Here is a 23,999-nt window from a genome sequence, read left to right as displayed (position 1 = left end):
CGTCCATGTAGGCTCCCTTTCGAACGTCCTGTTCTCAAGGGTCCCGGAAGGGCGTCGCCCGGACGCGCTCGAGGATACACACCGTCGTGGTGGTGGGGAGGGGTCAGGGCGCCGCGGGTTCCAGGGTGACCCACCAGGGCAGCACCCGGCGGACCCGGATTGGCAGGGCCCGTTCCAGCATGGCCAGGGCCCGGTCGGTGTCGTCCAGGGGATAGGTGCCCATCACCGGCAGGTGGGCCACGTCCGGCGCCACCCCCAGGTGGCCGTGGCGGTAGCGGGCCAGCTCCTCCACCAGCTCGCCCAGAGGGCGCTCCTCGGCCACCAGCAGTCCGTGGGTCCAGGCCTCGGCGGACGGGTCGGCGGGGCCCACCGGGCCGATCCGCTCGCGGTCGAAGCGCACCCGGCGGCCGGCGGGAATCCGCCGCTCCTCACCGCCGTGGGCGGTGCGCACCCGCACCGCGCCCTGGTACACCGCCAACCGCGAGCCCCGGTCCTCCTGGCGCACGTCGAAGCGGGTCCCCAGGGGGCGCAATTCGCCATCGCCGGTGATCAGATCCAGGGGCCGGGGGTCCCGGCCGGTGTCCACCAGCACCTGCCCGCGTACCAGGGTGAGCCGGCGGTGGTGGCGGTCGTAATCCAGGTTCACGGCGCTGTCGGTGTTCAGCCAGAGGCGGGTGCCGTCCTCCAGGGTCAGGGCGCGGCGCTGGCCCACCGGGGTGCGGTAGTCGGCCCGCCAGGCCCGGGCCAGGGACGGCAGTGGCGTGTAGCGCCAGCCGGCGCCGGCCAGCAGGCCGGTGCCCGCCAACGCCGCCAGCCCCTTGAGCGCCCGCCGGCGCAACAGCCGCTGCTGGCGCACCCGTTGCAGGGTGCCGTCGCTGAGCGCCGCGTCATCGTCGCGCAGCCGCGCGAAGCGGCGTCCCACCGCCTCCACGTACTCCCAGGCCCGGCGGTGATCGGGGCTGGCGCTCAGCCAGTGGCGCCAGGCCCGCCGCTGGGCCTCGGAGACGGCGTCGTCGCCGAGCAGGGCGAACCATTGCGCCGCCTGCTCCAGGCTTCGATGGTCCGGGCCCGCGCCCTCGCCGCCGCTCACCGGCCGGCTCCGGAATCCACCGGCGCCGGAAGCGGTGCGGCGTGGCCGTCCTCTTCCCGCTGCAGACGGACTTCCAGCAGGGCGCATTCCAGCATGGCCCGGGCCATGTATTTCTTCACCGTGCGCTCGGACACCCGCAGCGCCGCGCCGATGGCCTTGTAGCTCCGGCCGTGCAGCTGGGCCATCAGAAAGGCGCGCGCCACCTTCTCCGGCAGCCGCCGCAGCATGGCGTCCACCTGGCACAGGGTCTCCAGCACCAGTACCCGGTCCTCGGCGGAGGGCGCCAGCGGCTCCGGCTGTTCCGCCAGGGCCGCCAGCCACGCCTGCTCGATCTCCCGGCGCCGCCACAGGTCCACGCACATCCCCCGGGCCATGCGGCTCAGGTAGGCGCGGGCACCGGCGGGGCTGTCGAACCGGCGCGGCCGCGCCAGCAGTCGCAGAAAGGCGTCCTGGGCCAGATCGGCGGCGGTCTCCGAGCAGCCCAGGCGGCGCCGCAGCAAACGCTGCAGCCAGCCGTGGTGGTCGGTGTACAGATCAGCGATGGACTCGGAGGTGTCCATGAACGGGATTCCAACGGCAAGCGGGGCAAACGCCCTGAATGTGAATTGTTCTCATTCTCTATTCCCCGGCGGCCCCGGTCAATCGCCGGTCGCTTTCGGTGATGTGGCCGATACCCGTTGGGGTGCTATGCTCGCGGGGTTTTCTCATTCATCGCGGCCGGGAGCCACCATGATCATCGTTCACCATCTGGAACACTCGCGCTCGCAGCGCATCCTCTGGCTGCTCGAGGAATTGGAGCTGCCCTACGAGATCGAACATTACAAGCGGGACCCGAACACCAGCCTGGCGCCGGAGAGCCTGCGGCGGGTGCACCGGCTCGGCAAGGCACCGGTGATCAGCGACGGCGCCGTGGTGATGGCCGAGTCCGGCGCCATCATCGAATACCTGGTGGAGCGCTACGGCGACGGCCGCCTGAAACCGGCCACCGATACGCCGCAATGGCTGGATTACGTCTATTGGATGCATTTCGCCGAAGGGTCGCTGATGCCGCTGATGGTGATGAAGCTGGTGTTCGGCCGGGTGGCCCACGCGCCCATGCCGTTCTTCGCCAAGCCCATCGCCCGCAAGATCAGCGGCAAGATGAACAGCCAGTTCCTGCAGCCGCGCATCCAGGACCAGCTGGAGCTGGTGGAGGACCACCTGTCCCGCCACACCTGGTTCGCCGGCGACCAAATGAGCGCCGCGGACGTGCAGATGAGCTTCCCGCTGCAGGCCGCCGCCAGCCGCGCCAATCTGGACAACCTGCCGCGCATCCGCGATTTCATTCAACGGGTGGAGGCGCTGCCCGCCTACCAGCGCGCCATCGAGCGGGGCGGCCCGCTGCAATTGCTGGGCGGCTGACGCCCGCCCCGGCCGGGGGCGTCCGCGGAACGTCACCGGCCAATGCAATTTGTGACACAGATCAAAAACTGACCAGCCATTTCTGACGCCACCCCCGCCCCCGTTTATGCTCGATTCCAGGTCGGGCGCCCCGGTTCTGAATAATTACAAAGCACAAACAGTAACTCACTGTTTTAAGGCGATTTACCGGCCTAATCTGCTGTGAGTCCACTATTCGGATGGGATGAAGTCGGCTTTTCGACCGATGCGGGGAACTATGATCCTACTCTACTTCTTGATCGCTCTGGCCCTGGGGTTCCTGATTTCCGAGGGCGTGCAACGTTATCTGGCCCGCCGCCGGGGCTCGTGACGGCCGCTTGACGCCGGTTAAACTCTGTTAAAGCCGTGAACCACGTCACGGGGTGTTGTCTATACTGATGACTGTCCAACATCGGACACACTGATTCGTTGTCAGGGAGACACTCCATGAAGAAAGCACTCTATACCCTTGGTCTTGCCGGTACCCTGGCCCTGGCCGCCTGCCAGAGCCAGCCCATGGATCCGAAAGCCAGCAGCACCGTTTATCAGGGCGTGCTGCCCTGTGCCGACTGCGCCGGTATCAAGACCACGCTCACTCTGTACCGCGATCAGGACGGCAAGGCTTCCCGCTATGAGCTCGACCAGACCTATCTGGGCAAGGGCCGCGAGAAGGACCGCGACAGCGACAAAGGCAACTGGGCGGTGCAGCACACCGACATGGACGGTCGCGACTACCCGGTGTTCGTGTTGAACCCGGATCAGCCGGACGAGCAGATGCGGTTTCTGCAGAACGCCACCAACGCGGTGGAGCTGCTGAACGCCGAGGGCCAGCGCATCGATTCCGAGTTCAACTACACCCTGATGCAGCAGTAACGCCTCCCGGACCCGTCCTGCCCCGAAAGCGGTCACCGGCCGCTTTCGGGCCTGCTTTTCCTCCCCTTCCTGCCCTGCTTGGGTGCAAATAGGAATGACTTGCATTCAGTGTTGCAAGTGCTAGACTCCCGGCACTCTGGCGGCACCGTCCTGTTACGACCATCCCCGATGGCGACGGCCGCCCGTCAACAGGAGTCCGGACATGACCTCTTTCCTGCAATTTCAACTTCCCGATTGGTTCGTCGCCGGCGGCGCGGCCATGTGGGTACTCGCTCTAATGTCAGTGGTGGGCCTCGCCACCCTGATCGCCAAGATTCTGCAATTCGCGCGCCTGCGCCCGGTCTCCAGCAAGAAGGCGGACGCCCTGCTGGACAGCCTGGAACGCGGCCGCGCCCCGGAAGAAGACACCCCGGGCAATGCCCCCATCGACCGGGTGATCCTGACCGCCTGGCAAAACCGGGGCATGACTCCGGCCAGTTGGGAAGAAGACAGCCTGCGCCGGGGGCGCGAGGCCCTGGAAGAAATGCGCGGCGGCCTGCGGGCCCTGGAAGTGATTAGCGCCCTGGCGCCGCTGGTGGGCCTGCTGGGTACCGTATTCGGCATGATCGGCGCCTTCCAGGCGCTGGAATCCGCCGGCTCCCAGGTGGACCCGTCGATTCTGTCCGGTGGCATCTGGGAAGCCCTGATCACCACCGCCGCCGGTCTCACCGTGGCGATTCCCGCCCTCGCCGCCTTCCATTGGGCGGACCGCACCATCGAGCTTTGCCGGGAAAAGCTGCAGGACCGTCTGGCCCGCCTGAAGGTGCAGATCCGCGGCGCCGCGGACAGCGCGCCGGCGGCCCGCCCCCAGGCCGCCGACGAAGCGCCTCGCCGCCAGGCGGTGGCCGGCTGACACCATGCATCTGGAACCGGAACGTCACCGTTCACCGAGCATCAGCCTGACGCCCCTGATCGATGTGGTGTTCATCCTGCTGGTGTTCTTCATGCTCGCCAGCCGTTTCGGCGACTGGAAGGACCTGCCGGTGAACGTGCTGCCCGCCGAGGAAAGCGCCGACCGGCAGGATCGGGACTGGCTGACCCTGACCGTGGAAGCGGACGGCCGGGTGGCGATCGGCGAACACCGCTACGCCGTCGATGAGCTGGCCGACCACCTGGACAGCGGCCGCACGGTATTGATCACCGGCGAGCCGGACGCTCCGTTGCAGGCCGCCCTGGCCACCCTGGACGCGGTGCGCGCCGCCGGCGTCAAGGATGTGCAGCTGGAGTTGATGCCATGAATCTGGAATCGCCGGACAGCGGCCGCCGCCCGCCTTTGGAGCCGGTGCTGCCGCTGATCAATGTGGTGTTCCTGCTGCTGATTTTCTTCATGGTGGCCGGCCAGCTGGCGCCGCGCCCGGAAGGCGACGCCACCGCCCCGGACAGCGCCAGCGCCGGCACCGAGGAAGACCTGGAACAGCTGCTGCTGGTGCTGGACACCGACGGCCGCCTGCTACACGACGGCCAGCCGGTGGACGCCGATCAGGTCGCCGAACTGGTGCGCGACTATCAGGCGGAAGGCGACCGCAAACGCGCCGAGGAAGCCCTGATTCGTCAGCAAGCCGAAGCCGCCGAGCAGCAGGACCCGGTGCGGTTGCTGGCCGACGCCGGCACGCCCCTGAAAACCCTGCGCCAAAGTCTCGACCTGCTGCGCGATGCCGGCGTCGAGGAAGTCCGTCTGGTCACCCGGAGTGAGAGCGCCCCGTGAGTCGTAAACCGCGCCTGATTCTTGCCTGGACCCTGGCCCTGCTGGCCCATGGCGCCTTTCTGGTGGGCATCGAGAGCCTGACCCTGGCCGGCGGCCGTCCGGCCAAGCCCGGCGTGGAGCGGGCGGTAACCCTGAGCCTGGCCGAGAAACCCACCCGCGACACCGTCAGCACCGCGCCGCAGCCGGCCCCGGAGCCCAAGCCGGAACCCAAACCCGAGCCGAAACCGGAACCCAAACCGAAGCCCAAGCCCAAGCCGGAACCGAAGCCCGAGCCCAAGCCGAAACCCAAACCGAAGCCCAAGCCGGAGCCGAAACCGGAACCGGTGCCGGAGCCCGAGCCGCAACCGGAGCCCCAGCCGGAGCCGGCCCCCACCCCGCAACCGGCGGCGCCGGCGGACCAGGTGGACGAGCAAACCCGCACCGCCTCCGGGCAGCAGCAGCCCCAGGGCCAGAAGGGCCGCGCCGGCGACCCGGGCAAGGGCGTGCACCGCAGCGGCGACCACGACAACCTCCTCAACCGTTACCTGGCCAAGGTGCGTGACACCATCGAATACAACAAGGAATACCCGGCGCGGGCGCGCATGCGCCGGCAGCAGGGCGTGGTGGAGGTGAGCTTCCAGCTCAACGGCGATGGCCGGGCGCTGGACGTGACCCTGAAAAACAGCTCGGACAGCCGCATTCTCGATCAGCAGTCCCTGGAGCTGGTGCGCCGGCTGCGCTTCCCCGAGCCGCCACCGGAACTGGCCGGCCAGCCGATCTCGGTGACCGTGCCGATTCATTACACTCTGTAGACCACAAGGCTGATCGCGGTCGTTCGACCGCGATCAGCGCCTCAGCGGTGGCTGGCCCGCAACGCCGTCAGCAGCTTCTCGTGCACGCCGCCGAAGCCACCGTTGCTCATCACCACCACGTGCAGCGGGCCGGATTCGGCGGCCACCGTGGCCACCAGTTCCTCCAGATCCCGCGACACCGAGGCCGGCACCGGCGAGTCCGCCACCACCGGGTCCAGGGACCAGTCCAGCCCCGGCGGCTGATACCAGATCACCCGGTCCGCGTCGGCGGTGCTGGCCGCCAGGGCATCCCGGTGCCGGCCCAGACGCATGGTGTTGGAACGGGGTTCGATCACCGCCAGCACCCGCTCCTTGCCGACCTTGCGGCGCAGCCCCTCCAGGGTGGTGGCGATGGCCGTGGGGTGGTGGGCGAAGTCGTCGTAGACGCGCACGCCGGCGACCTCCCCGCGCAGTTCCATACGCCGCTTCACGCCCTGGAATTCGCACAGGGCGGCGGCACCGTCCGCCAGGGTCACGCCCACATGGCGGGCGGCCAGCAGCGCCGCCATGGCGTTGTTGACGTTGTGGCGGCCGGTCAGGTCCCACTCCACCCGGCCCGCTTCGCGGTCGCCATCGAGCACGGTGAAGGCGCCGCCGTCGGCGCGCTCCAGCCGGTAGCCCGGCGCGCCGCCCTCGGCGAAGCGCTCCACCTCGCTCCAGCAGCCCTTCTCCAGGGTCGCTTCCAGGGCCGCCTCGCCGGCCGGCAGGATAATGCGCCCCTGGGACGGGATGGTGCGGATCAGATGGTGAAACTGGGTCTGAATGGCGCCCAGATCGGCGAAGATATCCGCGTGGTCGAATTCCAGATTATTGAGGATGGCGGTGCGCGGCCGGTAGTGGACGAACTTGCTGCGCTTATCGAAAAAGGCGGTGTCGTATTCGTCCGCTTCCACCACGAAGAACGGCGTCTCGCCGAGCCGGGCGGACACCCCGAAGTTGCCGGGCACGCCGCCGATCAGATAGCCCGGCGCCAGCCCCGCGTGCTCCAGAATCCAGGCCAGCATGGAACTGGTGGTGGTCTTGCCATGGGTGCCGGCCACCGCCAGCACCCAGCGCCCGGGCAGCACGATCTCGGCGAGCATCTGCGCGCCGGACGTGTACGGCAGCCCCTGGTCGAGCAGGTATTCCACCGCCGGGTTGCCCCGGCTCAGCGCGTTGCCCACCACCACCAGATCCGGCGCCGGATCCAGCTGGGCCGGGTCGTAGCCTTCGATCAGTTCGATACCGGCGGCGGCCAGCTGGTCGCTCATCGGCGGATAGACGTTCTGGTCCGAGCCGGTGACCCGATGGCCCCTGGCCCGCGCCAGCAACGCCAGCGAGCCCATGAAGGTGCCGCAGATACCGAGAATATGGATGTGCATGAAAACCTCGAAAATCAGCTGCAGGCAGGATACAACATCGGCTGCTTGTTTGAATCGTTCGAGGAGAGACCATGCTGACAATAACCAGCCCCGAGGAACTGAACGCCTGGGTGGGCAAGGAACTGGGCGTCACCGAGTGGATGACGGTGAGCCAGGCGCGCATCGATCAGTTCGCCGAGGCCACCGGGGACTTCCAGTGGATCCACGTGGACCGGGAACGGGCCAAACGGGAGTCGCCGTTCGGCGGCACCATCGCCCACGGTCACCTGACCCTGTCGCTGATTCCCATGTTCAAGGATCAGATCTACACCATCGAAGGCGTCAAAGCCGGCATCAATTACGGCCTCAACAGCTGCCGCTTCCTGGCCCCGGTCCCCGCCGACGCCCGCGTACGCGGCCGCTTCGTGATGAAATCCGTGCAACAGAAAGGCGAAGGCCGCTACCTGCTCTGCAACGAGATCACCATCGAACTGGAGGGCAGCGAGAAACCGGCGTGCATCGCGGAAAGTCTGGGGATGGTGTTGTTTTAAAAGCGCGTTGAAAGTGACAAGTTAAAAGTTGAAAGGCGCGGGCAGGGCCTTGCCGAACCGACAGGCCGTGCCCGCGTTTTAACTTTCAACTTTTAACTGGTTAGTGACTGATCATCCAGGGCCGCGCCGAGGGGAACATCTTCTTGCCGTCGGCGGTATAGAACACCTTCGGTTTGGCTTTGGCGTGGTGGCAGCAGCCCTGTTCCTTTTCCGAGTGCAGGTTGCCCCGGCGCGGTTCGTGGGCGGCCCGTTCGTTGCGCGCGAAGGCGGCGCGCCGGTCCGGGGCCATGTCCAGTACCGTGGGCGCCACCAGAATCACCCGGGCGCACAGGGTGTCGCAGGTGGGGCAGGCGCGGGCTTCCCCCGCGTCCGCCACCTCCACCAGTTGATGAAACAGGCCGTGCTCGGCGCACTTGTAGTCGTACAGCGGCATGTTCGCGCCCTCCCCTATTTGTCCTTCGCCAGCGGCACGTCGGTGCTGCCCGCCACGCTGTGCTGCGGTCCGTCCACGCCCGGCTTGAGGTCGAAGTCGAAGATGTCCGTGGGCAGCCACAGGGTGGCGCAGGCGTTGGGCACGTCCACCACGCCACTGATGTGACCCTGCACCGGGGCACAGCCGAGCAGCGAGTAGGCCTGGGCGCCGGTGTAGCCGAATTTCTTCAGGTACTCGATGGCGTTGAGGCAGGCCTGGCGGTAGGCGATGTGCACGTCCAGATAATGCTGCTTGCCCTGCTCGTCCACGGAGATGCCTTCGAAGATCAGGTAGTCGTCGTACTTGGGCGCCATGGGGCTGGGTTTGAAGATCGGGTTCTTGATGGCGTACTTCTCCATGCCGCCCTTGATCAGGTTCACCCGCAGATGGATCCAGCCGGCCATTTCGATGGCGCCACAGAAGGTGATCTCGCCATCGCCCTGGCTGAAGTGCAGGTCGCCCACGGACAGGCCGGCGTCTTTCACGTACACCGGGAAATACACCTGGGAGCCGCGGGACAGATCCTTGATGTCGCAGTTGCCGCCGTGCTCCCGGGGCGGCACCGTGCGCGCGCCCTCGGCGGCGGCGGCGTCCTTTTCACTACCCTTGAGTTTGCCCATGTGGGCGGTGTCCGCGTAGGGCAGGTTGACCAGGCCGGGGACCCGGTCCGGGTCGGTGTCGTAGAGGGCTTTTTCCCGGTCGTTCCATTCCTTGAGCATTTCCTTGGAGGGCAGGCAGCCGATCAGGCCCGGGTGGATCAGGCCGGCGAATTCCACGCCGGGGATGTGGCGGGACTTGGTGAACATGCCGTTGAAGTCCCAGATGGTTTTCTGGGCTTCCGGGAAATGTTCGGTGAGAAAGCCGCCGCCGTTCTGTTTGGAGAAGAAGCCGTTGAAGCCCCATTGGCTTTCTTCGAAGGTGCCGATGTCGAGGATATCGACCACCAGCAGGTCGCCGGGCTCCGCCCCTTCCACGCCCACCGGGCCGGTGAGGAAGTGCACCTGGGTGAGGTCCACGTCGCGCACGTCCTCGGCGTTGTCGTCGTTGTGAATCTGGCCACCGGTCCAGTCGTGGCATTCGAGGATGAAGTCGTCGCCGGGTTTGACCATGGCCGCCATGGGGATGTCGGGGTGCCAGCGGTTGTGGACGCCTTCGTTGTCGTAGGGGGATTTTTTCAGGTCGATCTTGATGATGGTGTCAGCCATGGTGCCTCCGGTTGGCAAGCCTGTTTTGGTTGTTAGATTAAGGAGCATGGACGGTGGGGGGCATTGGTGAAAGGGCCGAGGGAGGTACGTTGGATGACGTATTGTGCCGTGGGGCGTTATTCGTTGCGGTGGGCTTGCTCCTTTGGAGCGTCGTGGGCGGCTCCGTCGGTGAATGGTGGCGTTGGCAGGTGGCTGTAGCTCGCTCTTTTGGAGCGTCGCGCGGGGGCTTTGCGGGGGCCGGGGTTATTCGGGGGTGATGTGGAGGTGGTCTTGGTGGAGGGTGGCGTGGAAGTGGGTGCGGTCGGGGTGGTTGAGGAGGGCGCGGGCGAGGGGTGGGTGGAGGTGGGTGCGCAGGCGGCGGGCGAGGTGGCGGGCGCCGTAGTGGGGGTCGTGGTGTTGGCGGAGCCAGGCGCGGGCGGTGTTGTCCAGGGTGAGGGTGAGGTCGCGGCGGGCCAGGCGTTGGTGGAGTTTATGGAGTTCGATGTCGAGGAGCGCGTCGAGGCGGTCCTCGCCGAGGGGCTGGAAGTGGTGGATGGCGTCGATGCGGTTGAGGAATTCCGGGTCGAAGCGGGCGCGCAGGGCCTGGTCCAGGCGGCGTTGTTCGCGTTTCGGTGAGGCGCCGAGCCAGCGGCGCCAGCCCTGGTCCCGGCGGCGCCGGCGGGCGGCGGCGTCGGCGGCGCCGGTGTTGCTGGTCATGAGAATAAGGTTGTTGCGGAAGTCCAGGCTGCGGGTGCCGCCGGACAGCGGCAGGTGGCCCCGCTCCAGGACGTTGAGCAGGGTGCGGAGCACGGTGGTGTCGGCTTTTTCCAGTTCGTCGAAGAGCACGATGCCGGGTTTGCTGAAGCTGCCCTGGATGGCGTCCACGTCGAACAGGGTGTGGCCTTCCTTGCTGCCCACGTAGCCCGGCGGCGCGCCGGTGAGGGCGGCGGCGTAGTGCTCCTGGGCCAGGGTGTTCATGTCGATGCGGCAGAGCGCATCGGGGCGGCCGTGAATGGCCTCGGCGAGCAGGCGGGCGGTTTCCGTTTTACCGACCCCGGTGGGGCCCACGAACAGGTGCACGGCCAGGGGGCGGTGCGGGTCCGCCAGGTCCGCCTTGAGCACCTGCAGGGTGTCTTCCAGGGCGGCCAGCACCGGCTCCTGGCCCACCAGCCGGGCGCGCAGCAGCGCCATGACCCGCTCCGGTTCGAACACAAAGCGGCTGGCCCTGGGCGGCGCGTTGGCGTGGCGCTGGCGGTCCCGTTGTTCCTGGTTGTCCGCCAGCCGGTCGTTGATAAACGGCATGGTGTTGGAAAACCTCAGGCGGTTTTTTCCTTGCCCTCCACCGGCAGCTCGCCCACCGGGCAGTCGGCCACGCCCACCGTGGTGCGGGTGATGGCTTCCACGTTCTGTTGCGCTTTCTGCGCGTCCATCACCCAGGTGCGGTAGAACTCGAAGGGGCAGTCGGCGATGCCCTTGTCGCCGTCGCCGGAGGCGTGCACGCCGGAGTAGCCGCGGTGCAACAGCTTGAACAGATGGTTCTGGGACTGGTCGTTGGCGCGGGCGTCGCGGATCTGGCTGACGGAAAGCTGGGCGTATTGAATGCCCATTTCCTCCTCGCCGCATTCGCCCAGGGTGCGGCCGTCGAAGCCGATGATCGCCGAGTGGCCGAAGTACGAGTAAACGCCGTCGAAGCCGGTAGCGTTGGCCACCGCCACGTAGCAGTTGTTGGCCCAGGCCATGCTCTTGGCCATCATCACCTGCTGGTCCTTGGCCGGGTACATATAGCCCTGGCAGCGCACGATCAGTTCCGCGCCCTTCATGGCGCAGTCCCGCCAGATTTCCGGGTAGTTGCCGTCGTCACAGATGATCAGGCTGATCTTCATGCCCTTGGGGCCTTCGGTGACGTAGGTGGTGTCGCCGGGGTACCAACCTTCGATGGGGCACCAGGGAATGCACTTGCGGTATTTCTGCACCACCTCGCCGTGGTTGTTGATCAGCACCAGGGTGTTGTAGGGCGCTTTTTCCGGATGCTCTTCGTGACGCTCGCCGGTGAGCGAGAACACGCCCCAGGTATCGGCCTCGCGGCAGGCGGCGGCAAAGATGGCGGTTTCATCGCCGGGCACGGTGGCGGCGGTGTCCATCATTTCGTCCGGGTCGTACATGATGCCCATGGTGCTGTATTCGGGAAAGATCACCAGGTCCATGCCCGGCAGGCCCTGCTTCATGCCCTGGATCATGTCGGCGATGGCGCGAGCGTTGTCGAGCACCTCGGCGCGGCTGTGCAGGCGCGGCATCTTGTAGTTGACCACGGCCACGCCCACCGTGTCCGGGCTGCTGGAAATGTCTCCGTGTCGCATGGGATTCGCTCCTCGGCGGTTCGCTTGAAAGAAGGATTAAACGGACAGGTAGCCCGCGATCTTGTCCTGGTCGGCGCCCTCGCCCGCTTCCTCGTGGACGATGTCGCCTTTCTCGATCACCAGGATGCGGTCGGCGATGTCCATCACGAAGCTCAGCACCTGCTCGGACACCACGATGGACAGGCCGCGCTGATCGCGGATGCGCTTCAGGGTGCGCGCCATGTCCTGGATGATGGACGGCTGGATGCCCTCGGTGGGCTCGTCCAGCAGCAGCACCTTGGGCCGGGTGGCCAGCGCCCGGGCGATGGCCAGTTGCTGTTGCTGGCCGCCGGACAGGTTGCCGCCGCGCCGGTGCTGCATTTCCTCGAGCACCGGAAACAGCTCGTAGAGATCCGCCGGCACTTTCTTCTCGCCCACCGCCGCCAGGCCGGTCTCGATGTTTTCGCGCACCGTCAGGGTCGGGAAGATCATCCGCCCCTGGGGCACGAAGCCCAGGCCGGCGCGCACCCGTTGATGGCTCTTCAGGGGGGTGAGATCGGTGTCGTTGAGGGTGACCCGGCCGGCCCGGGTGGGGGTCATGCCGATCAGCGATTTCATCAGCGTGGTCTTGCCCATGCCGTTGCGGCCCACCACGGCGACGATCTCGTTTTCGCCGATGCCCAGGTTGAGATCGCGGATGATGGTGCTTTGCCCGTAGGCAACGGAATGATGGTCGACGGTAAGCATGCGCTCCTCCCGGGGCCTCAGTGGCCCAGATAAACTTCGATGACCCTGGGGTCGTTCTTGACGTGGTCGATGGAGCCCTCGGACAGCACCTTGCCCTGGTGCATCACCGTCACCCGGTCGGCGATATCGCCGACGAACTGCATGTCGTGCTCGATCACCAGCACGGTGTGGTCGCGGGTAATCACCCGCAGCAGCTCGGCGGTTTTCTTGCGCTCCGCCACCGACATGCCGGCCACCGGCTCGTCCAGCATCAGCAGGGCCGGCTTCTGGATCAGCAGCATGCCGATCTCCAGCCACTGCTTCTGGCCGTGGCTGAGCAGGCCCGCCGGCTCCGCCAGCAGGTCGTGCAGAAAGATGGTGCGCGCCACGCTTTCCACCGCCTCGATCACCGCGGCGTCGCGCTTGAACGCCAGCGAGCCCATTACCGTGTGCCCCATCGGATAGGACACCTCCAGGTTCTCGAACACGGTCAGGTCCTCGAACACCGACGGGTTCTGAAACTTACGCCCCACCCCGGCGTGCACGATCTGGTGCTCCTTCATTTTCGTCAGCTCCTTGCCGCGAAAGCGGATCGAGCCGGCGGTGGCGCGGGTCTTGCCGCAGATCAGGTCCAGCACGGTGGTCTTGCCAGCGCCATTGGGGCCGATGATCACGCGGATCTCCTGGGGCTCCAGATAGAAGGACAGGTCGTCCACCGCCTTGAAGCCGTCGAAGGACACGGTCAGCCCTTCCACCGCGAGCAGGAAATCGTCTTTGTTCATCAGGGTTTCTCCACACTCAGGTGATCGGGCAGCGTCTTGTCCTCGCGGCGCGCCGGTTCCGGCCTGGCCGGCCTGGCGGCGGGCTTGCGGCTGAACAGGCGGTCTTCCAGCGGCATCACATAGCGGCGGTACAGACCGGCCAGCCCGTTGGGAAACGCCAGCACCACGCCGATGAACAGGGCGCCCATGGCATAGGGCCACAGCTCCGGGAAGGATTCGGAGAAACCGCTCTTGGCGGCGTTCACCAGCAGCGCGCCGTAGACCCCGCCGAGCAGCGAATAGCGGCCACCCAGGGCGCAGAACACCACCATCTCGATGGACGGCACGATGCCCACGAACGACGGCGACATGAAGCCCACCTGCAGGGTGAACAGGGCGCCGCCGACGCCGGCGAACATGGCCGCCAGACAGAAGATGAAGATCTTGAACGCGGCCACGTCGTAGCCGGAGAAGCGCACCCGGTTTTCCTGGTCACGCATGGCCACCAGGATGCGGCCGAACTTGCTGTTCTGCACCCAGCGCGCCACGAACAGGCACACGAACAGGGTGCCCACGCCGACGAAGTACAGGGTGGTCTTGGCGGCGTCGGTGCGGATGCTCCAGCCCATCAGCGTCTGCAGATCGGTGATGCCGTTGACGCCCCCGGTGTAACCCTGCTGCCCGATGATCAGAATGGTCAGGATCGAGGCGATGGCCTGGGTGATGATGGCGAAGTACACGCCGCTGACCCGGCGCTTGAACATGGCCACGCCGATAATGAAGGCCAGCAGGCCGGGCACCAGCAGCACCGCGATCAGGGTGAACGAGAAGCTGTGGAAGGGTTCCCAGAACCAGGGCAGCGCGGTCACCTGGTTCCAGTCCATGAAGTCGGGAATACCCGGCGTGGACTGGTGGGCGGTGGCCTCCGGGGTGGACGCTTCCAGCTTCAGGAACATGGCCATGCAGTAGCCGCCCAGACCGAAGAACACGCCCTGGCCGAGGCTGAGAATGCCGGCCTTGCCCCAGCACATCACCAGACCGATGGCGACGAAGGCATAGGTGAGGTATTTGCCCACCATGTTGAGACGGAACGGGTCCAGGGCCAGCGGCAGGATCACCACCAGCAGCAGGGCCAGCGCCAGATAGTAGAGCCCTTCCCGGGACTTCAGCCAACTAAGCGGAGAGGAGGATTTCACGGCGGACTCCTAGCGACGGATCTTGAGGGCCATCAGCCCTTCGGGACGCAACATCAGAATGATCACCACGGTCAGCAGCGTCAGCACCTTGGCCATGGATCCGCTCAGGAAGAACTCCATGGTGGACTGGGCCTGGGAAATGCTGAACGCGGACACGATGGTGCCGATCAGGCTCTGGGCGCCGCCGAACACCACCACCAGGAAGGTGTCGACGATGTAGGCCTGGCCGGACGACGGCCCGGTGGAGCCGATCATGGTGAAGGCGCTGCCGGCCACCCCGGCGATGCCGCAGCCCAGCGCGAAAGTGGCGCGGTCGACGCCGGCGGTGTTGATGCCCACCGCCTCGGCCATGGGCCGGTTCTGTACCACGGCGCGCACCTTGCGGCCCCAGCCGGAGCGGAACATGAGCAGGTACACGGCCAGGGCGATGGACAGGGCGATGATCATCACGAACAGCCCGTTCACCGGCAGCTCCACCAGATCGGTGACCTGGAAGGCGCCCATCATCCAGTCGGGCAGGTTCACGCCCACTTCCCGGGCGCCGAAAATGCTGCGGTAGGCCTGCTGCATGATCAGGCTGAGCCCCCAGGTGGCCAGCAGGGTGTCCAGCGGTCGTCGGTAAAGATGGCGCACCATGGCCCACTCCACGAACGCCCCCAGGGCACCGGAAATCAGGAACGCCAGCACCATGGCGACAAAGAAGTAGCCGGCGAAAAAGCCGGGCATGTAAGTCTGGAAAAACTGGGAGGTGAGATAGGTGGTGTAGGCGCCGAGGATCATGAACTCCCCGTGGGCCATATTGATCACCCCCATCTGCCCGAAAATGATGGCCAGCCCCATGGCCATCAGCACGAACACGGAAAACAGGGACAGACCGGCGAAGCCCTGCATGGCGAAGATGGACAGCAATTCCGTGGAAGAATAATCAGCGAACATGGCAAGACTCCCCTGCGGACGGGAAAAAGCCCGGCGCCCCATCAGGCGGGCGCCGGGTACGGACGGTTACTGATAGCCCTCGGGGAACGGGTCGGGCTCCATCAATTCCTTGGTCTCGTAGACCACTTCGTACTGACCGTTGGATTGCGCCCGGCCGATGCGGGTCTTCGACCACAGGTGGTGGTTTTCGTGGATGCGCACGTAGCCTTCCGGGGCTTTCTTGAACTCGATACCCGGTGACGCTTCGCGGATCTTGTCGATGTCGAAGGAGCCGGCTTTTTCCACCGCCATCTTCCACAACCAGGGGCCCAGATAGGCGGCCTGAGTCACGTCGCCGATCACCATGTCGTCGCCGTAGGCGTCCTTGAAGGCGGCCACGAATTCCTTGTTGTTGGCGTTGTCCAGGCTCTGGAAGTACTTCATGGAGGCGTAGATGCCGTTCACGTTCTCGCCGCCGATGCCGCGGATTTCATCCTCGGTGACGGAAATGGTGAGCAGCAGCGGGCTCTCGTCGGTGAAGTCCACGCCGGCGGCCTTCATCTGCTTGTAGAACGCCACGTTGGAACCGCCCACCACGGAGGCGAAGATCACGTCCGGCTTGCGCAGCTTGATCTTGTTGATCACCGAGTTGAACTGGGTGTGGCCAAGCGGGTAGTACTCCTCGCCCACCACTTTCAGCCCTTTCTTCTCGATGTGCTTGCGGGCGATCTTGTTGGAGGTACGCGGCCAGATGTAGTCGGAGCCGAGCAGGTAGAAGGTCTTGGCGCCCTTCTCCTTCACCGCCCAGTCGATGCCGGCGAGGATCTGCTGAGTGGCTTCCTGGCCGGTGTAGATCACGTTGGGCGACTGCTCCAGACCTTCATAGAAGGTGGGGTAATAGAGCATGCCGTTGAACTGTTCCATCACCGGCAGCACCGCCTTGCGGGAGGCGGAGGTCCAGCAGCCGAAGATCGCCGCCACCTTGTCCTGGCGCAGCAGCTTGCGGGTTTTCTCGGCAAAGGTGGGCCAGTCGCTGGCGCCGTCTTCCTGCACGAATTCGATCTGGCGCCCCAGCACGCCGCCGCTTTCGTTGATCTGTTTGATGGCCAGCTTTTCCGCCTGCACCGAACCGATCTCGCTGATCGCCATGGTGCCGGTGATGGAATGCAGAATGCCGACCTTGACGGTGTCGTCGGTGACCGCCAGGTCGGTGGTGTTGACCTCGGCGGTGGGCGGCCCGGCGGCGAACGCCGGCGACGCCAGTGCGACCAGCGCCGGCAGCGCGGCCAGCCCCGCCAGCAGGCGGCGCGCCCGCCCCGGTGTGCGATGGTTCCGTTGTTTCATGGTGTTCCCCTCGTCAGCGTATGAATGAGCTGCATGTGTGATCGCCAACGAGTATGGAAAGCCGCCCCCGGCGCGCCCATTCGCCGAATACGTCATGGGCCTACGTCATTTGACGCATTCCGGGGCCCCGGCGGCCGCTCTAAGCTCGCGTACACGGGTCGGGGGGCCCGCCCATAATGATTCAGGCACGATTCGTGCTTCGCGTTCCCTGAGAGCGCTTTTGCGGACAACGGAATCCATGGCCATTCAGCAGCGCATCTTCCGGGTGCGGCGCAATTACAACCAATGGGTCGCCAACCAGACCCTGGAAGACTTCGCGCTGCGCTTTACCGGCAAGGCGGCGCGGCGCTGGTCCGCCGGCCGGGTGGCGGCCACCGCCCTGGGGGCGATTTCGTTTCTGGCGCTGGAGGCCATCGGCGGCGCCGCCACCCTCAACTACGGCTTCACCAACGCCGTCTGGGCGATCGCCGCGGTGATGACGGTGCTGTTTCTGCTTGGCCTGCCGGTGAGCTATTACGCCGCCCGCGACGGGGTCGACATCGACCTGCTCACCCGGGGCGCCGGCTTCGGCTATCTGGGCTCGACCCTGACCTCGCTGATCTACGCCTCCTTCACCTTTATCTTCTTCGCCCTGGAAGCGGCGATCATGGCGCTGGCCCTGGAGGTGATGTTCGGCCTGCCGCTGAGCCTGGGCTATGTGGTCAGTTCCCTGGTGGCGATCCCCCTGGTGACCCACGGCATCACCTACATCAGCCGGTTCCAGGTGTGGACCCAGCCGCTGTGGCTGCTGCTGCAGCTGGCGCCGTTCGTGTTCATCCTGTTCCAGGACCCGGCGTCCCTGGAACGCTGGGCCGGCTTCCCGGGCCTGGACGCCGGCGCCGACGGCTTCAATCCGCTGATGTTCGGCGCCGCCGCCACGGTGCTGTTCTCGCTGGTGGCGCAGATCGGCGAGCAGGTGGATTTTCTGCGTTTCATGCCGGAACCCGCCCCGGGGCGCCGGCGGCGCTGGTGGCTGGCGATGCTGGCCGGCGGACCGGGCTGGGTGGTGATGGGGGCGCTCAAGGCGCTGTTCGGCTCCTTCCTGGCGGTGCTGGCGTTCTCCCATGGTCTGCCGCAAAGCCAGGCCCAGGAGCCCATGTACATGTACCTGGTGGCGTTCAGCCACATCACCGCCCACCCGGCCACCCTGCTGGCCCTGGCCGGCATCTTCGTGGTGCTGTCCCAGCTCAAGATCAATGTCACCAACGCCTACGCCGGCTCGATCGCCTGGTCGAACTTTTTCTCCCGGCTTACCCACAGCCACCCGGGCCGGGTGGTGTGGCTGGTGTTCAATGTGGTGATCGCCCTGGTGCTGATGGAGATCGGCATCTACCGGGCGTTCGAATCGATTCTCGGCAGCTACGCGCTGGTGGCGGTGGCCTGGATGGGCGCCCTGGTGGCGGACCTGGTAATCAACAAACCCCTGGGGCTGAGCCCCAAACACATCGAGTTCAAGCGCGCCTACCTCTATGACCTCAACCCGGTGGGGTTCGGCGCCATGCTGCTGGCCACCGCCGTGGGGCTGCTGGCCCGGGCCGGCCTGTGGGGCGACACCACCAGCGCCCTGGCGTCGTTCCTGGCGCTGCTCACCGCCTTCGTCACCGCGCCGCTGATCGCCCTGCTCACCGGCGGCCGCTACTACATCGCCCGCCGTCCGGAGCCGGCCACCGCGGTGCGCGGCCAGCCCTGCTGCATCTGCGAGCACCGCTTCGACGAGGAGGACATGGCGTTCTGCCCGGCCTACAACGGCCCGATCTGCTCGCTGTGCTGCTCCCTGGACGCGCGCTGCAACGACGCCTGCAAACACCACGCCCGCTTCCAGGAGCAGCTGATCGACTGGCTCGGCGGCGTGCTGCCGGAGCGCCTGCTGCAGCAACTGCGCTCGCGGCTGGGCCATTTTCTCGGCCTGCTGACGCTGGTGTCGCTGGTGATGGCCGGGCTGCTCGCCCTGGTCTATTACCAGGTGCCGGTGGAGAACGAGGCGGTGCGCCAGCTGATGGCCACCACCCTGGCCAAGGTGTTCGCCATTCTGCTGATCATCAGCGGCGTGGTGGCCTGGCTGTTCGTGCTGGCCCATGAGAGCCGGGTGGTGGCCCAGGAAGAGTCCCAGCGGCAGACCCGCATGCTCACCGCCGAGATCAAGGCCCACGAAAAAACCGACCGCGCGCTGCAGAAGGCCAAGGAGCTGGCGGAGGCCGCCAACCAGGCCAAGAGCCGCTACCTCACCGGCCTCAGCCACGAACTGCGCTCGCCGCTCAACGCCGCCTTCGGCTACGCCCAGCTGCTGGAACACGACCCGGACATCCCCGCCAACCGCCGCGAGGCGGTGGCCGCCATCCGCCGCAGCACCGGCCATCTGTCGGATCTGATCGAGGGCCTGCTGGAGATTTCCAAGATCGAGGCCGGCCGCCTGGAGCTGTACCGCAACCGGGTGCGGCTGCGCTCGCTGATCGACGAGCTGGTGACCATGTTCCGGCTGCAGGCCCGGGACAAAGGCATCGAGTTTGAATTCCAGAGCCAGGGGCGGCTGCCGGACTGGGTCGCCACCGACGAAAAGCGGCTGCGCCAGATCCTGATCAATCTGCTCTCCAACGCCATCAAATTCACCCGCCAGGGGCGGGTCACCCTGCACGTGCGCTACCGCAACCAGGTGGCCGAATTCACCATCCGCGATACCGGCGTGGGCATCGCCGAGGAGGACCTGCAGCGCATTTTCCGACCCTTCGAGCGGGTCCGGAAACCGGGCGTGCCGGCGGTGCACGGCACCGGCCTGGGGCTGACCATCACCAAGCTGCTGGTGGACATCATGGGCGGCGACCTGCAGGTGACCAGCGCCCCCGGGCGCGGCAGCGAGTTCCGCCTGTGGGTGATGCTCTCCAGCGTGGCCGTCTCCGGCCAGCCCGCCGAGGCGGACGACCCGCGCCCGGTGGTGGGTTACCACGGCGCCGCCCGCGGCCTGCTGGTGATCGACGACGACGCCTCCCACCGCGGGCTGGTCAGCGACCTGCTGACACCACTGGGCTTCCAGGTGAGCGAAGCCCCGGACGGCGCCACCGGCCTGGCCCTGGCGGCGCAGAACCCGCCGGACCTGGTGCTGCTGGACATCAGCATGCCCGGCCTGGACGGCTGGCGCACCGCGCGCCGGCTGCGCGCCCAGGGCTACCGGGGCCCGCTGGTGATGCTGTCCGCCAACGCCCGCGATCACGATCATCAGGGCGCCGACGGCGTGCACGACGATTACCTGGTGAAACCCTTCAAACTGAGCAGCCTGCTGGACAGCCTGGCCCGTCACCTGAACCTGAGCTGGCGCCACCCGGACGACCCGCCGCCCCCGCCGGCCCGCATCCCCACCCGCACCCTGCTCGACGAAAGCCTGCGCGACGAACTGCTGGCGCTGGCGGAAATCGGTCACCTGGCCGGCTTGCGTGACGCCCTGACCCGCGCCGAACAACAGCGCCGGCTCGGGGAGACCGACGCCGGCGCCCTCAAGGCCGCCCTGGAGCGGTTCGATTTCCAAGCCCTGATGCGTTTACTGGAGCCCCACTCATGAACCAAGCGGCGCGAAAGGACGTCATCCTAGTGGTGGACGATTCCCCGGATTCCCTGGGCATGATCCACCATGCCCTGGACCGGGCCGGCCTCACCGCCCTGGTGGCCCTGGAAGGGGAACAGGCCCTGGGCATCGCCGAGAAAATGGTGCCCGACCTGGTGCTGCTGGATGCCCTGATGCCCAACATGGACGGCTTCGAGACCTGCCGGCGCCTGAAGCGTCATCCGGAACTGGCGGCGGTGCCGGTGATCTTCATGACCGGCCTCACCGACGCCGAGGACGTGGTGCGCGGCCTGGAGGCCGGCGGCGTGGACTACGTGACCAAGCCGGTGCGCCCGGACGAACTGATCGCCCGCATCCGCGTGCACCTGAACAACGCGCGCATCACCCGCGGCGCCCACACCGCCCTGGACCGGCTCGGCCAGGCCGCCTTCGCCACCGACCGCGCCGGCCGCTGGCGCTGGGCCACCCCCGGCGCCGAGGAGCGCCTGGCCCTGCACGGCGCCGACCGGGAACCCCGGCTGGCCGCCCTGGCCACACGGGTGCGCCGCTGGCTCGACCACCAACCGGCCCCCGGCGACCAATCCGCCCTGGACCTGGACCCGGCCGGTCCCGGCGACGGCGCCGAACTGCGCCTGCGCTACCTGGGCGACACCGCCGCCGGCGAGTGCCTGTTCCGGCTGCTGCAACGGGACGGCGAGGAAGAAAGCGAACTGCTGCGCCGGCAGCTGCACCTGACCCGCCGGGAAGCCCAGGTGCTGCTGTGGATCGCCCAGGGCAAGACCAACCGGGAGATCGGCCAGATTCTGGACCTGAGTCCGCGTACCGTGAACAAGCACCTGGAGCAGGTGTTTCGCAAGCTGGGGGTGGAGAACCGCACGGCGGCGGCGGGCATGGCGCTGCGCTGCCTGACCAGCGGCTGAGGGATCGCGGCGGTCCCGCCGCGATCCGGCGTCAACCGGCCTGCAACGCCTCCGGCATCGCCATCCCGATCAGCAGAAACGTGAGAATGAACAACCCGAACGCCAGCGCCAGGCCGAGCAGCGGGCCCACCGCGAAGGCGCGGTGGAAGATGAAGCTCTGCACCGCCAGCTGCCAGCTGATCAGCAGCAGATAGAGGCCGTTGACGAACCCGGGGGTGCCCCCGGCGGCGTGGCCGAGCAGCAGCAGCGGCAAGGACACCAGGGTCAGGGCAATGTCCACGCCCACCAGCGCCAGGGCGGTCTGCAGCCAGCGCTGGCGCAGGCCCTTGAAGGTGAGGATCGCCGCGCTGGCACCCAGCACCACCCCCAGGGCGATCAGCTGGGCGCCCACCATCTGCGCCAGGGTGAGGCCGGTCTGCAGGCCGGCGGCCAGCAACTGCAGCACCATCCAGAATGCCAGCAGTATGCCCAGCAGCGGCGGGATGGGGGGCATGTCCTCGGGGCCACGGCGGAACAGGCAAAGGCCGGCATAGAGTTTCAACAGAGCGTTCATGGTCTCGGGCGTCCAGGGCTGGCGTCGGCGGCGTATTGTTTCAAAGGCCGGCGCGGGACTCCACTTTTGCCGGCGCGGGCATGTAACTGTTTTCTCCCTGAGCTAGAATGCGCGCCTGAATCCCCGCAGGAGCCCCCCATGGCGCGCAAAAACGCTTTCTACGCCCAGTCCGGTGGTGTCACCGCCGTCATCAACGCCTCCGCCGCCGGCGTCATCGAAGCCGCCCGCGAGCACAAGGCCACCATCGGCAAGGTGTACGCCGGCCGCAACGGCATCATCGGCGCCCTCACCGAGGACCTGATCGACACCTCCAAGGAAAGCAAAAGCGCCATCGCCGCGCTCAAGCACACCCCCGGCGGCGCCTTCGGCTCCTGCCGCTACAAGCTCAAGGACCTGGAGACCTCCCGGCGCGAGTACGAGCGCCTGATCGAGGTGTTCAAGGCCCACGACATCGGCTACTTCTTCTACAACGGCGGCGGCGACTCCGCCGACACCTGCCTGAAGATTTCCCAGCTGTCCAAGACCATGGGCTACCCGCTGCAGGCCATCCACGTGCCCAAGACCGTGGACAACGACCTGCCGATCACCGACGTCAGCCCGGGCTTCGGCTCGGTGGCCAAGTACACCGCGGTGAGCTGCCGGGAAGCGGCCCTGGACGTGGCCAGCATGTGCGCCACCTCCACCAAGGTGTTCGTGATGGAAGTGATGGGCCGCCACGCCGGCTGGATCGCCGCCGCCGCCGGCCTGGCCAAGGACCAGCCCGACGACGCCCCCCACGTGATTCTGTTTCCGGAAATCGCCTTCGACCAGAAAGCCTTCCTCAAGAAGGTGGACGATACGGTCAAGAAGGTGGGCTACTGCGTGATCGTGGTGTCCGAGGGCGCGCGCACCGCCGACGGCACCTTCCTGGCCGACGCCGGCTCCACCGACGCCTTCGGCCACAAGCAACTGGGCGGCGTGGCGCCGGTGCTGGCGCAGATGGTCAAGAACGAGCTGGGCTACAAATACCACTGGGCGGTGAGCGACTACCTGCAACGGGCGGCGCGCCATATCGCCTCCGCCACCGATGTGGAGCAGGCCTACGCGGTGGGCCGCGCGGCGGTGGAATTCGCGGTGGCCGGCAAGAACGCGGTGATGCCCACCATCGAGCGCAAGAAAACCAAGAAGTACGGCTGGACCATCGGCGAGGCGCCGCTCAAGAAAGTGGCCAACGTCGAGAAGAAGATGCCGCGCAAGTTCATCAGCAAGGACGGCTTCGGCATCACCCCCGCCGGCCGCGCCTACCTGGAGCCGCTGATCGGCGGCGAATCCTACCCGCCCTACAAGAACGGCCTGCCGCAATTCGCGGAATTGAAGCTGACCCCGGTGGCGAAGAAGCTCAACGACGTCTTCGAGGTGTAAGCTGCCGGATTTTTCCCCGCTGGCGTGGGCGCTGATCCTGGCGTCCACGTACATCACCGGCATCTCCAAAGGCGGGTTCGCCGGCGGCTTCGGCTCCCTGTCGGTGCCGCTGATGGCCCTGGCCATCGGCCCCCTGCAGGCCGCCGGGCTGCTGCTTCCCTTGCTCATCGTCATGGACCTGCTGAGCCTACGCGCCTGGTGGGGCCAGCACGACGCCGGCGAGGTGAAGCGGCTGGTGCCCGCCGCCGCCGTGGGCATCGTCATCGGCACCCTGACCGTGGGCAGCCTGGACGAAAACAAGGTGCGGCTGATGCTGGGCGTGATCTCCCTCGCCTTCGCCGCCTATATGCTGTTCAAACCCACCGTGCACCGCCGCCCCGGTCGGCTTTGGGCGGCGGTGTGCGGCGGCGCCGCCGGCTTCACCAGCACCCTGGCCCATGCCGGCGGGCCGCCCATGAACCTCTATCTGCTGCCCCGGCAACTGCCCAAGGCCACCTTTATCGCCACCAGCGTGGTGGCCTTCGCGTTTATCAACGCCCTCAAGATCGGCCCCTTTATCTGGCTCGGCGAACTGACCCTGCACAGCCTGGGCACCTCCGCCCTGCTGATTCCGGTGGCCTGGTTCGGCGTGCGCAGCGGCATCTGGCTGCAGGCGCGGGTCAACGAAAAGGCGTTTTTCCGGCTGATCATCGTGTGCATGGCGCTGATCAGCGTGCAGCTCATCTGGCGCGGCCTGCACGGATAATGCAAAC

24 protein-coding genes are annotated in these 23,999 nt (G+C 66.8%); 11 read left to right on the top strand and 13 right to left on the bottom strand.

What is annotated here, in order from left to right; genetic code table 11:
* Positions 1-103 precede the first annotated feature (103 nt).
* A complete protein-coding gene (locus IM760_RS19045) occupies positions 104-1,090 on the bottom strand; it encodes a FecR domain-containing protein (RefSeq protein WP_204431325.1) in 987 nt (328 codons plus the stop codon).
* A complete protein-coding gene (locus tag IM760_RS16365) occupies positions 1,087-1,650 on the bottom strand; it encodes a sigma-70 family RNA polymerase sigma factor (protein ID WP_204431324.1) in 564 nt (187 codons plus the stop codon). Before IM760_RS16365 ends, IM760_RS19045 begins: the two co-directional genes overlap by 4 nt.
* 169 nt (positions 1,651-1,819) lie before the next feature.
* On the opposite strand from IM760_RS16365, the gene IM760_RS16360 reads away from it, so the two are divergent.
* From IM760_RS16360 to IM760_RS16335, 6 genes are all read left to right on the top strand, one after another.
* Positions 1,820-2,491, top strand: a complete 672-nt coding sequence (locus tag IM760_RS16360) for a glutathione S-transferase (RefSeq protein WP_204431323.1) — start codon at positions 1,820-1,822, stop codon at positions 2,489-2,491.
* A gap of 465 nt (positions 2,492-2,956) precedes the next feature.
* On the top strand, positions 2,957-3,382 hold the full coding sequence (locus tag IM760_RS16355; RefSeq protein WP_204431322.1) for a copper resistance protein NlpE: 426 nt from the start codon (positions 2,957-2,959) through the stop codon (positions 3,380-3,382).
* Between the two features lie 202 nt (positions 3,383-3,584).
* Positions 3,585-4,274, top strand: a complete 690-nt coding sequence (locus IM760_RS16350; protein ID WP_204431321.1) for a MotA/TolQ/ExbB proton channel family protein — start codon at positions 3,585-3,587, stop codon at positions 4,272-4,274.
* 4 nt (positions 4,275-4,278) lie between these two features.
* The gene (locus IM760_RS16345; protein WP_204431320.1) at positions 4,279-4,659 is read left to right on the top strand and encodes an ExbD/TolR family protein; all 381 of its coding nucleotides are present in this window, start codon (positions 4,279-4,281) and stop codon (positions 4,657-4,659) included.
* Positions 4,656-5,126 carry an ExbD/TolR family protein gene (locus IM760_RS16340; protein WP_204431319.1) on the top strand — a complete coding sequence of 157 codons (471 nt, stop codon included), beginning with the start codon at positions 4,656-4,658 and terminating at the stop codon, positions 5,124-5,126. The genes IM760_RS16345 and IM760_RS16340 overlap by 4 nt, the downstream gene beginning before the upstream one ends.
* The gene (locus tag IM760_RS16335) at positions 5,123-5,917 is read left to right on the top strand and encodes a TonB family protein (protein WP_204431318.1); all 795 of its coding nucleotides are present in this window, start codon (positions 5,123-5,125) and stop codon (positions 5,915-5,917) included. Before IM760_RS16340 ends, IM760_RS16335 begins: the two co-directional genes overlap by 4 nt.
* Positions 5,918-5,958: 41 nt before the next feature.
* Here IM760_RS16335 and mpl read toward each other — a convergent pair whose 3' ends face one another.
* The gene (mpl, locus tag IM760_RS16330; RefSeq protein WP_204431317.1) at positions 5,959-7,317 is read right to left on the bottom strand and encodes a UDP-N-acetylmuramate:L-alanyl-gamma-D-glutamyl-meso-diaminopimelate ligase; all 1,359 of its coding nucleotides are present in this window, start codon (positions 7,315-7,317) and stop codon (positions 5,959-5,961) included.
* 71 nt (positions 7,318-7,388) lie between these two features.
* Here mpl and IM760_RS16325 point away from each other — a divergent pair, with 71 nt between their 5' ends.
* Positions 7,389-7,847 carry a MaoC family dehydratase gene (locus tag IM760_RS16325; protein ID WP_204431316.1) on the top strand — a complete coding sequence of 153 codons (459 nt, stop codon included), beginning with the start codon at positions 7,389-7,391 and terminating at the stop codon, positions 7,845-7,847.
* A gap of 100 nt (positions 7,848-7,947) precedes the next feature.
* Here IM760_RS16325 and IM760_RS16320 read toward each other — a convergent pair whose 3' ends face one another.
* The 9 genes from IM760_RS16320 to urtA all read right to left on the bottom strand — a co-directional run bounded on the left by IM760_RS16320 (position 7,948) and on the right by urtA (position 16,781).
* Positions 7,948-8,280 (bottom strand): FmdB family zinc ribbon protein, encoded by a 333-nt coding sequence (locus IM760_RS16320; RefSeq protein ID WP_204431315.1) that lies wholly within the window; start codon positions 8,278-8,280, stop codon positions 7,948-7,950.
* Between the two features lie 14 nt (positions 8,281-8,294).
* Positions 8,295-9,524 carry a formamidase gene (fmdA, locus tag IM760_RS16315; RefSeq protein ID WP_204431314.1) on the bottom strand — a complete coding sequence of 410 codons (1,230 nt, stop codon included), beginning with the start codon at positions 9,522-9,524 and terminating at the stop codon, positions 8,295-8,297.
* 243 nt (positions 9,525-9,767) lie between these two features.
* Positions 9,768-10,805 carry an AAA family ATPase gene (locus IM760_RS19040; RefSeq protein ID WP_204431313.1) on the bottom strand — a complete coding sequence of 346 codons (1,038 nt, stop codon included), beginning with the start codon at positions 10,803-10,805 and terminating at the stop codon, positions 9,768-9,770.
* 14 nt (positions 10,806-10,819) lie between these two features.
* Complete coding sequence (locus IM760_RS16305; RefSeq protein ID WP_204431312.1) at positions 10,820-11,860, bottom strand: aliphatic amidase; 1,041 nt, start codon at positions 11,858-11,860, stop codon at positions 10,820-10,822.
* A gap of 36 nt (positions 11,861-11,896) precedes the next feature.
* A complete protein-coding gene (gene urtE / locus IM760_RS16300) occupies positions 11,897-12,586 on the bottom strand; it encodes an urea ABC transporter ATP-binding subunit UrtE (protein WP_204431311.1) in 690 nt (229 codons plus the stop codon).
* A gap of 17 nt (positions 12,587-12,603) precedes the next feature.
* On the bottom strand, positions 12,604-13,347 hold the full coding sequence (urtD, locus tag IM760_RS16295) for an urea ABC transporter ATP-binding protein UrtD (protein WP_204431310.1): 744 nt from the start codon (positions 13,345-13,347) through the stop codon (positions 12,604-12,606).
* Positions 13,347-14,522 carry an urea ABC transporter permease subunit UrtC gene (urtC, locus tag IM760_RS16290; protein WP_204431309.1) on the bottom strand — a complete coding sequence of 392 codons (1,176 nt, stop codon included), beginning with the start codon at positions 14,520-14,522 and terminating at the stop codon, positions 13,347-13,349. The genes urtD and urtC overlap by 1 nt, the downstream gene beginning before the upstream one ends.
* A 9-nt stretch (positions 14,523-14,531) precedes the next feature.
* Complete coding sequence (urtB, locus tag IM760_RS16285) at positions 14,532-15,458, bottom strand: urea ABC transporter permease subunit UrtB (RefSeq protein WP_204431308.1); 927 nt, start codon at positions 15,456-15,458, stop codon at positions 14,532-14,534.
* Positions 15,459-15,524: 66 nt separating this feature from the next.
* Positions 15,525-16,781: an urea ABC transporter substrate-binding protein gene (gene urtA, locus IM760_RS16280; protein WP_204431307.1), complete on the bottom strand. Its 1,257-nt coding sequence runs from the start codon at positions 16,779-16,781 to the stop codon at positions 15,525-15,527.
* Between the two features lie 238 nt (positions 16,782-17,019).
* Here urtA and IM760_RS16275 point away from each other — a divergent pair, with 238 nt between their 5' ends.
* A complete protein-coding gene (locus IM760_RS16275) occupies positions 17,020-20,370 on the top strand; it encodes an ATP-binding protein (RefSeq protein WP_204431306.1) in 3,351 nt (1,116 codons plus the stop codon).
* Complete coding sequence (locus IM760_RS16270) at positions 20,367-21,293, top strand: response regulator transcription factor (RefSeq protein WP_204431305.1); 927 nt, start codon at positions 20,367-20,369, stop codon at positions 21,291-21,293. The genes IM760_RS16275 and IM760_RS16270 overlap by 4 nt, the downstream gene beginning before the upstream one ends.
* A gap of 31 nt (positions 21,294-21,324) precedes the next feature.
* Here IM760_RS16270 and IM760_RS16265 read toward each other — a convergent pair whose 3' ends face one another.
* Positions 21,325-21,846 carry a hypothetical protein gene (locus IM760_RS16265; RefSeq protein ID WP_204431304.1) on the bottom strand — a complete coding sequence of 174 codons (522 nt, stop codon included), beginning with the start codon at positions 21,844-21,846 and terminating at the stop codon, positions 21,325-21,327.
* A gap of 138 nt (positions 21,847-21,984) precedes the next feature.
* Here IM760_RS16265 and IM760_RS16260 point away from each other — a divergent pair, with 138 nt between their 5' ends.
* Positions 21,985-23,247, top strand: coding sequence for a 6-phosphofructokinase (locus IM760_RS16260; RefSeq protein ID WP_204431303.1), 1,263 nt, complete (start codon positions 21,985-21,987; stop codon positions 23,245-23,247).
* 1 nt (position 23,248) lies between these two features.
* Positions 23,249-23,992, top strand: a complete 744-nt coding sequence (locus IM760_RS16255) for a sulfite exporter TauE/SafE family protein (protein WP_204431329.1) — start codon at positions 23,249-23,251, stop codon at positions 23,990-23,992.
* Positions 23,993-23,999 lie beyond the last annotated feature (7 nt).

This window comes from Alloalcanivorax marinus, assembly GCF_016906305.1.
GTDB classification, from domain to species: Bacteria; Pseudomonadota; Gammaproteobacteria; order Pseudomonadales; family Alcanivoracaceae; genus Alloalcanivorax; species Alloalcanivorax marinus.
The sequence above is the reverse complement of the archived record's forward strand: the minus strand, read 5'-3'. Positions and strand labels throughout refer to the sequence as shown.

Excerpts from the sequence above, each read along its gene's own strand:
- IM760_RS16275 (WP_204431306.1), top strand. The coding sequence starts at position 17,020 with ATGGCCATTCAGCAGCGCATCTTCCGGGTGCGGCGCAATTACAACCAA.
- mpl (WP_204431317.1), bottom strand. The coding sequence starts at position 7,317 with ATGCACATCCATATTCTCGGTATCTGCGGCACCTTCATGGGCTCGCTG.
- IM760_RS16270 (WP_204431305.1), top strand. The coding sequence starts at position 20,367 with ATGAACCAAGCGGCGCGAAAGGACGTCATCCTAGTGGTGGACGATTCC.
- urtA (WP_204431307.1), bottom strand. The coding sequence starts at position 16,781 with ATGAAACAACGGAACCATCGCACACCGGGGCGGGCGCGCCGCCTGCTG.
- IM760_RS16265 (WP_204431304.1), bottom strand. The coding sequence starts at position 21,846 with ATGAACGCTCTGTTGAAACTCTATGCCGGCCTTTGCCTGTTCCGCCGT.
- IM760_RS16355 (WP_204431322.1), top strand. The coding sequence starts at position 2,957 with ATGAAGAAAGCACTCTATACCCTTGGTCTTGCCGGTACCCTGGCCCTG.
- IM760_RS16325 (WP_204431316.1), top strand. The coding sequence starts at position 7,389 with ATGCTGACAATAACCAGCCCCGAGGAACTGAACGCCTGGGTGGGCAAG.
- IM760_RS19040 (WP_204431313.1), bottom strand. The coding sequence starts at position 10,805 with ATGCCGTTTATCAACGACCGGCTGGCGGACAACCAGGAACAACGGGAC.
- fmdA (WP_204431314.1), bottom strand. The coding sequence starts at position 9,524 with ATGGCTGACACCATCATCAAGATCGACCTGAAAAAATCCCCCTACGAC.
- IM760_RS16365 (WP_204431324.1), bottom strand. The coding sequence starts at position 1,650 with ATGGACACCTCCGAGTCCATCGCTGATCTGTACACCGACCACCACGGC.
- urtD (WP_204431310.1), bottom strand. The coding sequence starts at position 13,347 with ATGAACAAAGACGATTTCCTGCTCGCGGTGGAAGGGCTGACCGTGTCC.
- IM760_RS16305 (WP_204431312.1), bottom strand. The coding sequence starts at position 11,860 with ATGCGACACGGAGACATTTCCAGCAGCCCGGACACGGTGGGCGTGGCC.
- urtE (WP_204431311.1), bottom strand. The coding sequence starts at position 12,586 with ATGCTTACCGTCGACCATCATTCCGTTGCCTACGGGCAAAGCACCATC.
- urtB (WP_204431308.1), bottom strand. The coding sequence starts at position 15,458 with ATGTTCGCTGATTATTCTTCCACGGAATTGCTGTCCATCTTCGCCATG.
- IM760_RS16360 (WP_204431323.1), top strand. The coding sequence starts at position 1,820 with ATGATCATCGTTCACCATCTGGAACACTCGCGCTCGCAGCGCATCCTC.
- IM760_RS16340 (WP_204431319.1), top strand. The coding sequence starts at position 4,656 with ATGAATCTGGAATCGCCGGACAGCGGCCGCCGCCCGCCTTTGGAGCCG.
- IM760_RS16350 (WP_204431321.1), top strand. The coding sequence starts at position 3,585 with ATGACCTCTTTCCTGCAATTTCAACTTCCCGATTGGTTCGTCGCCGGC.
- IM760_RS16345 (WP_204431320.1), top strand. The coding sequence starts at position 4,279 with ATGCATCTGGAACCGGAACGTCACCGTTCACCGAGCATCAGCCTGACG.
- IM760_RS16260 (WP_204431303.1), top strand. The coding sequence starts at position 21,985 with ATGGCGCGCAAAAACGCTTTCTACGCCCAGTCCGGTGGTGTCACCGCC.
- IM760_RS16320 (WP_204431315.1), bottom strand. The coding sequence starts at position 8,280 with ATGCCGCTGTACGACTACAAGTGCGCCGAGCACGGCCTGTTTCATCAA.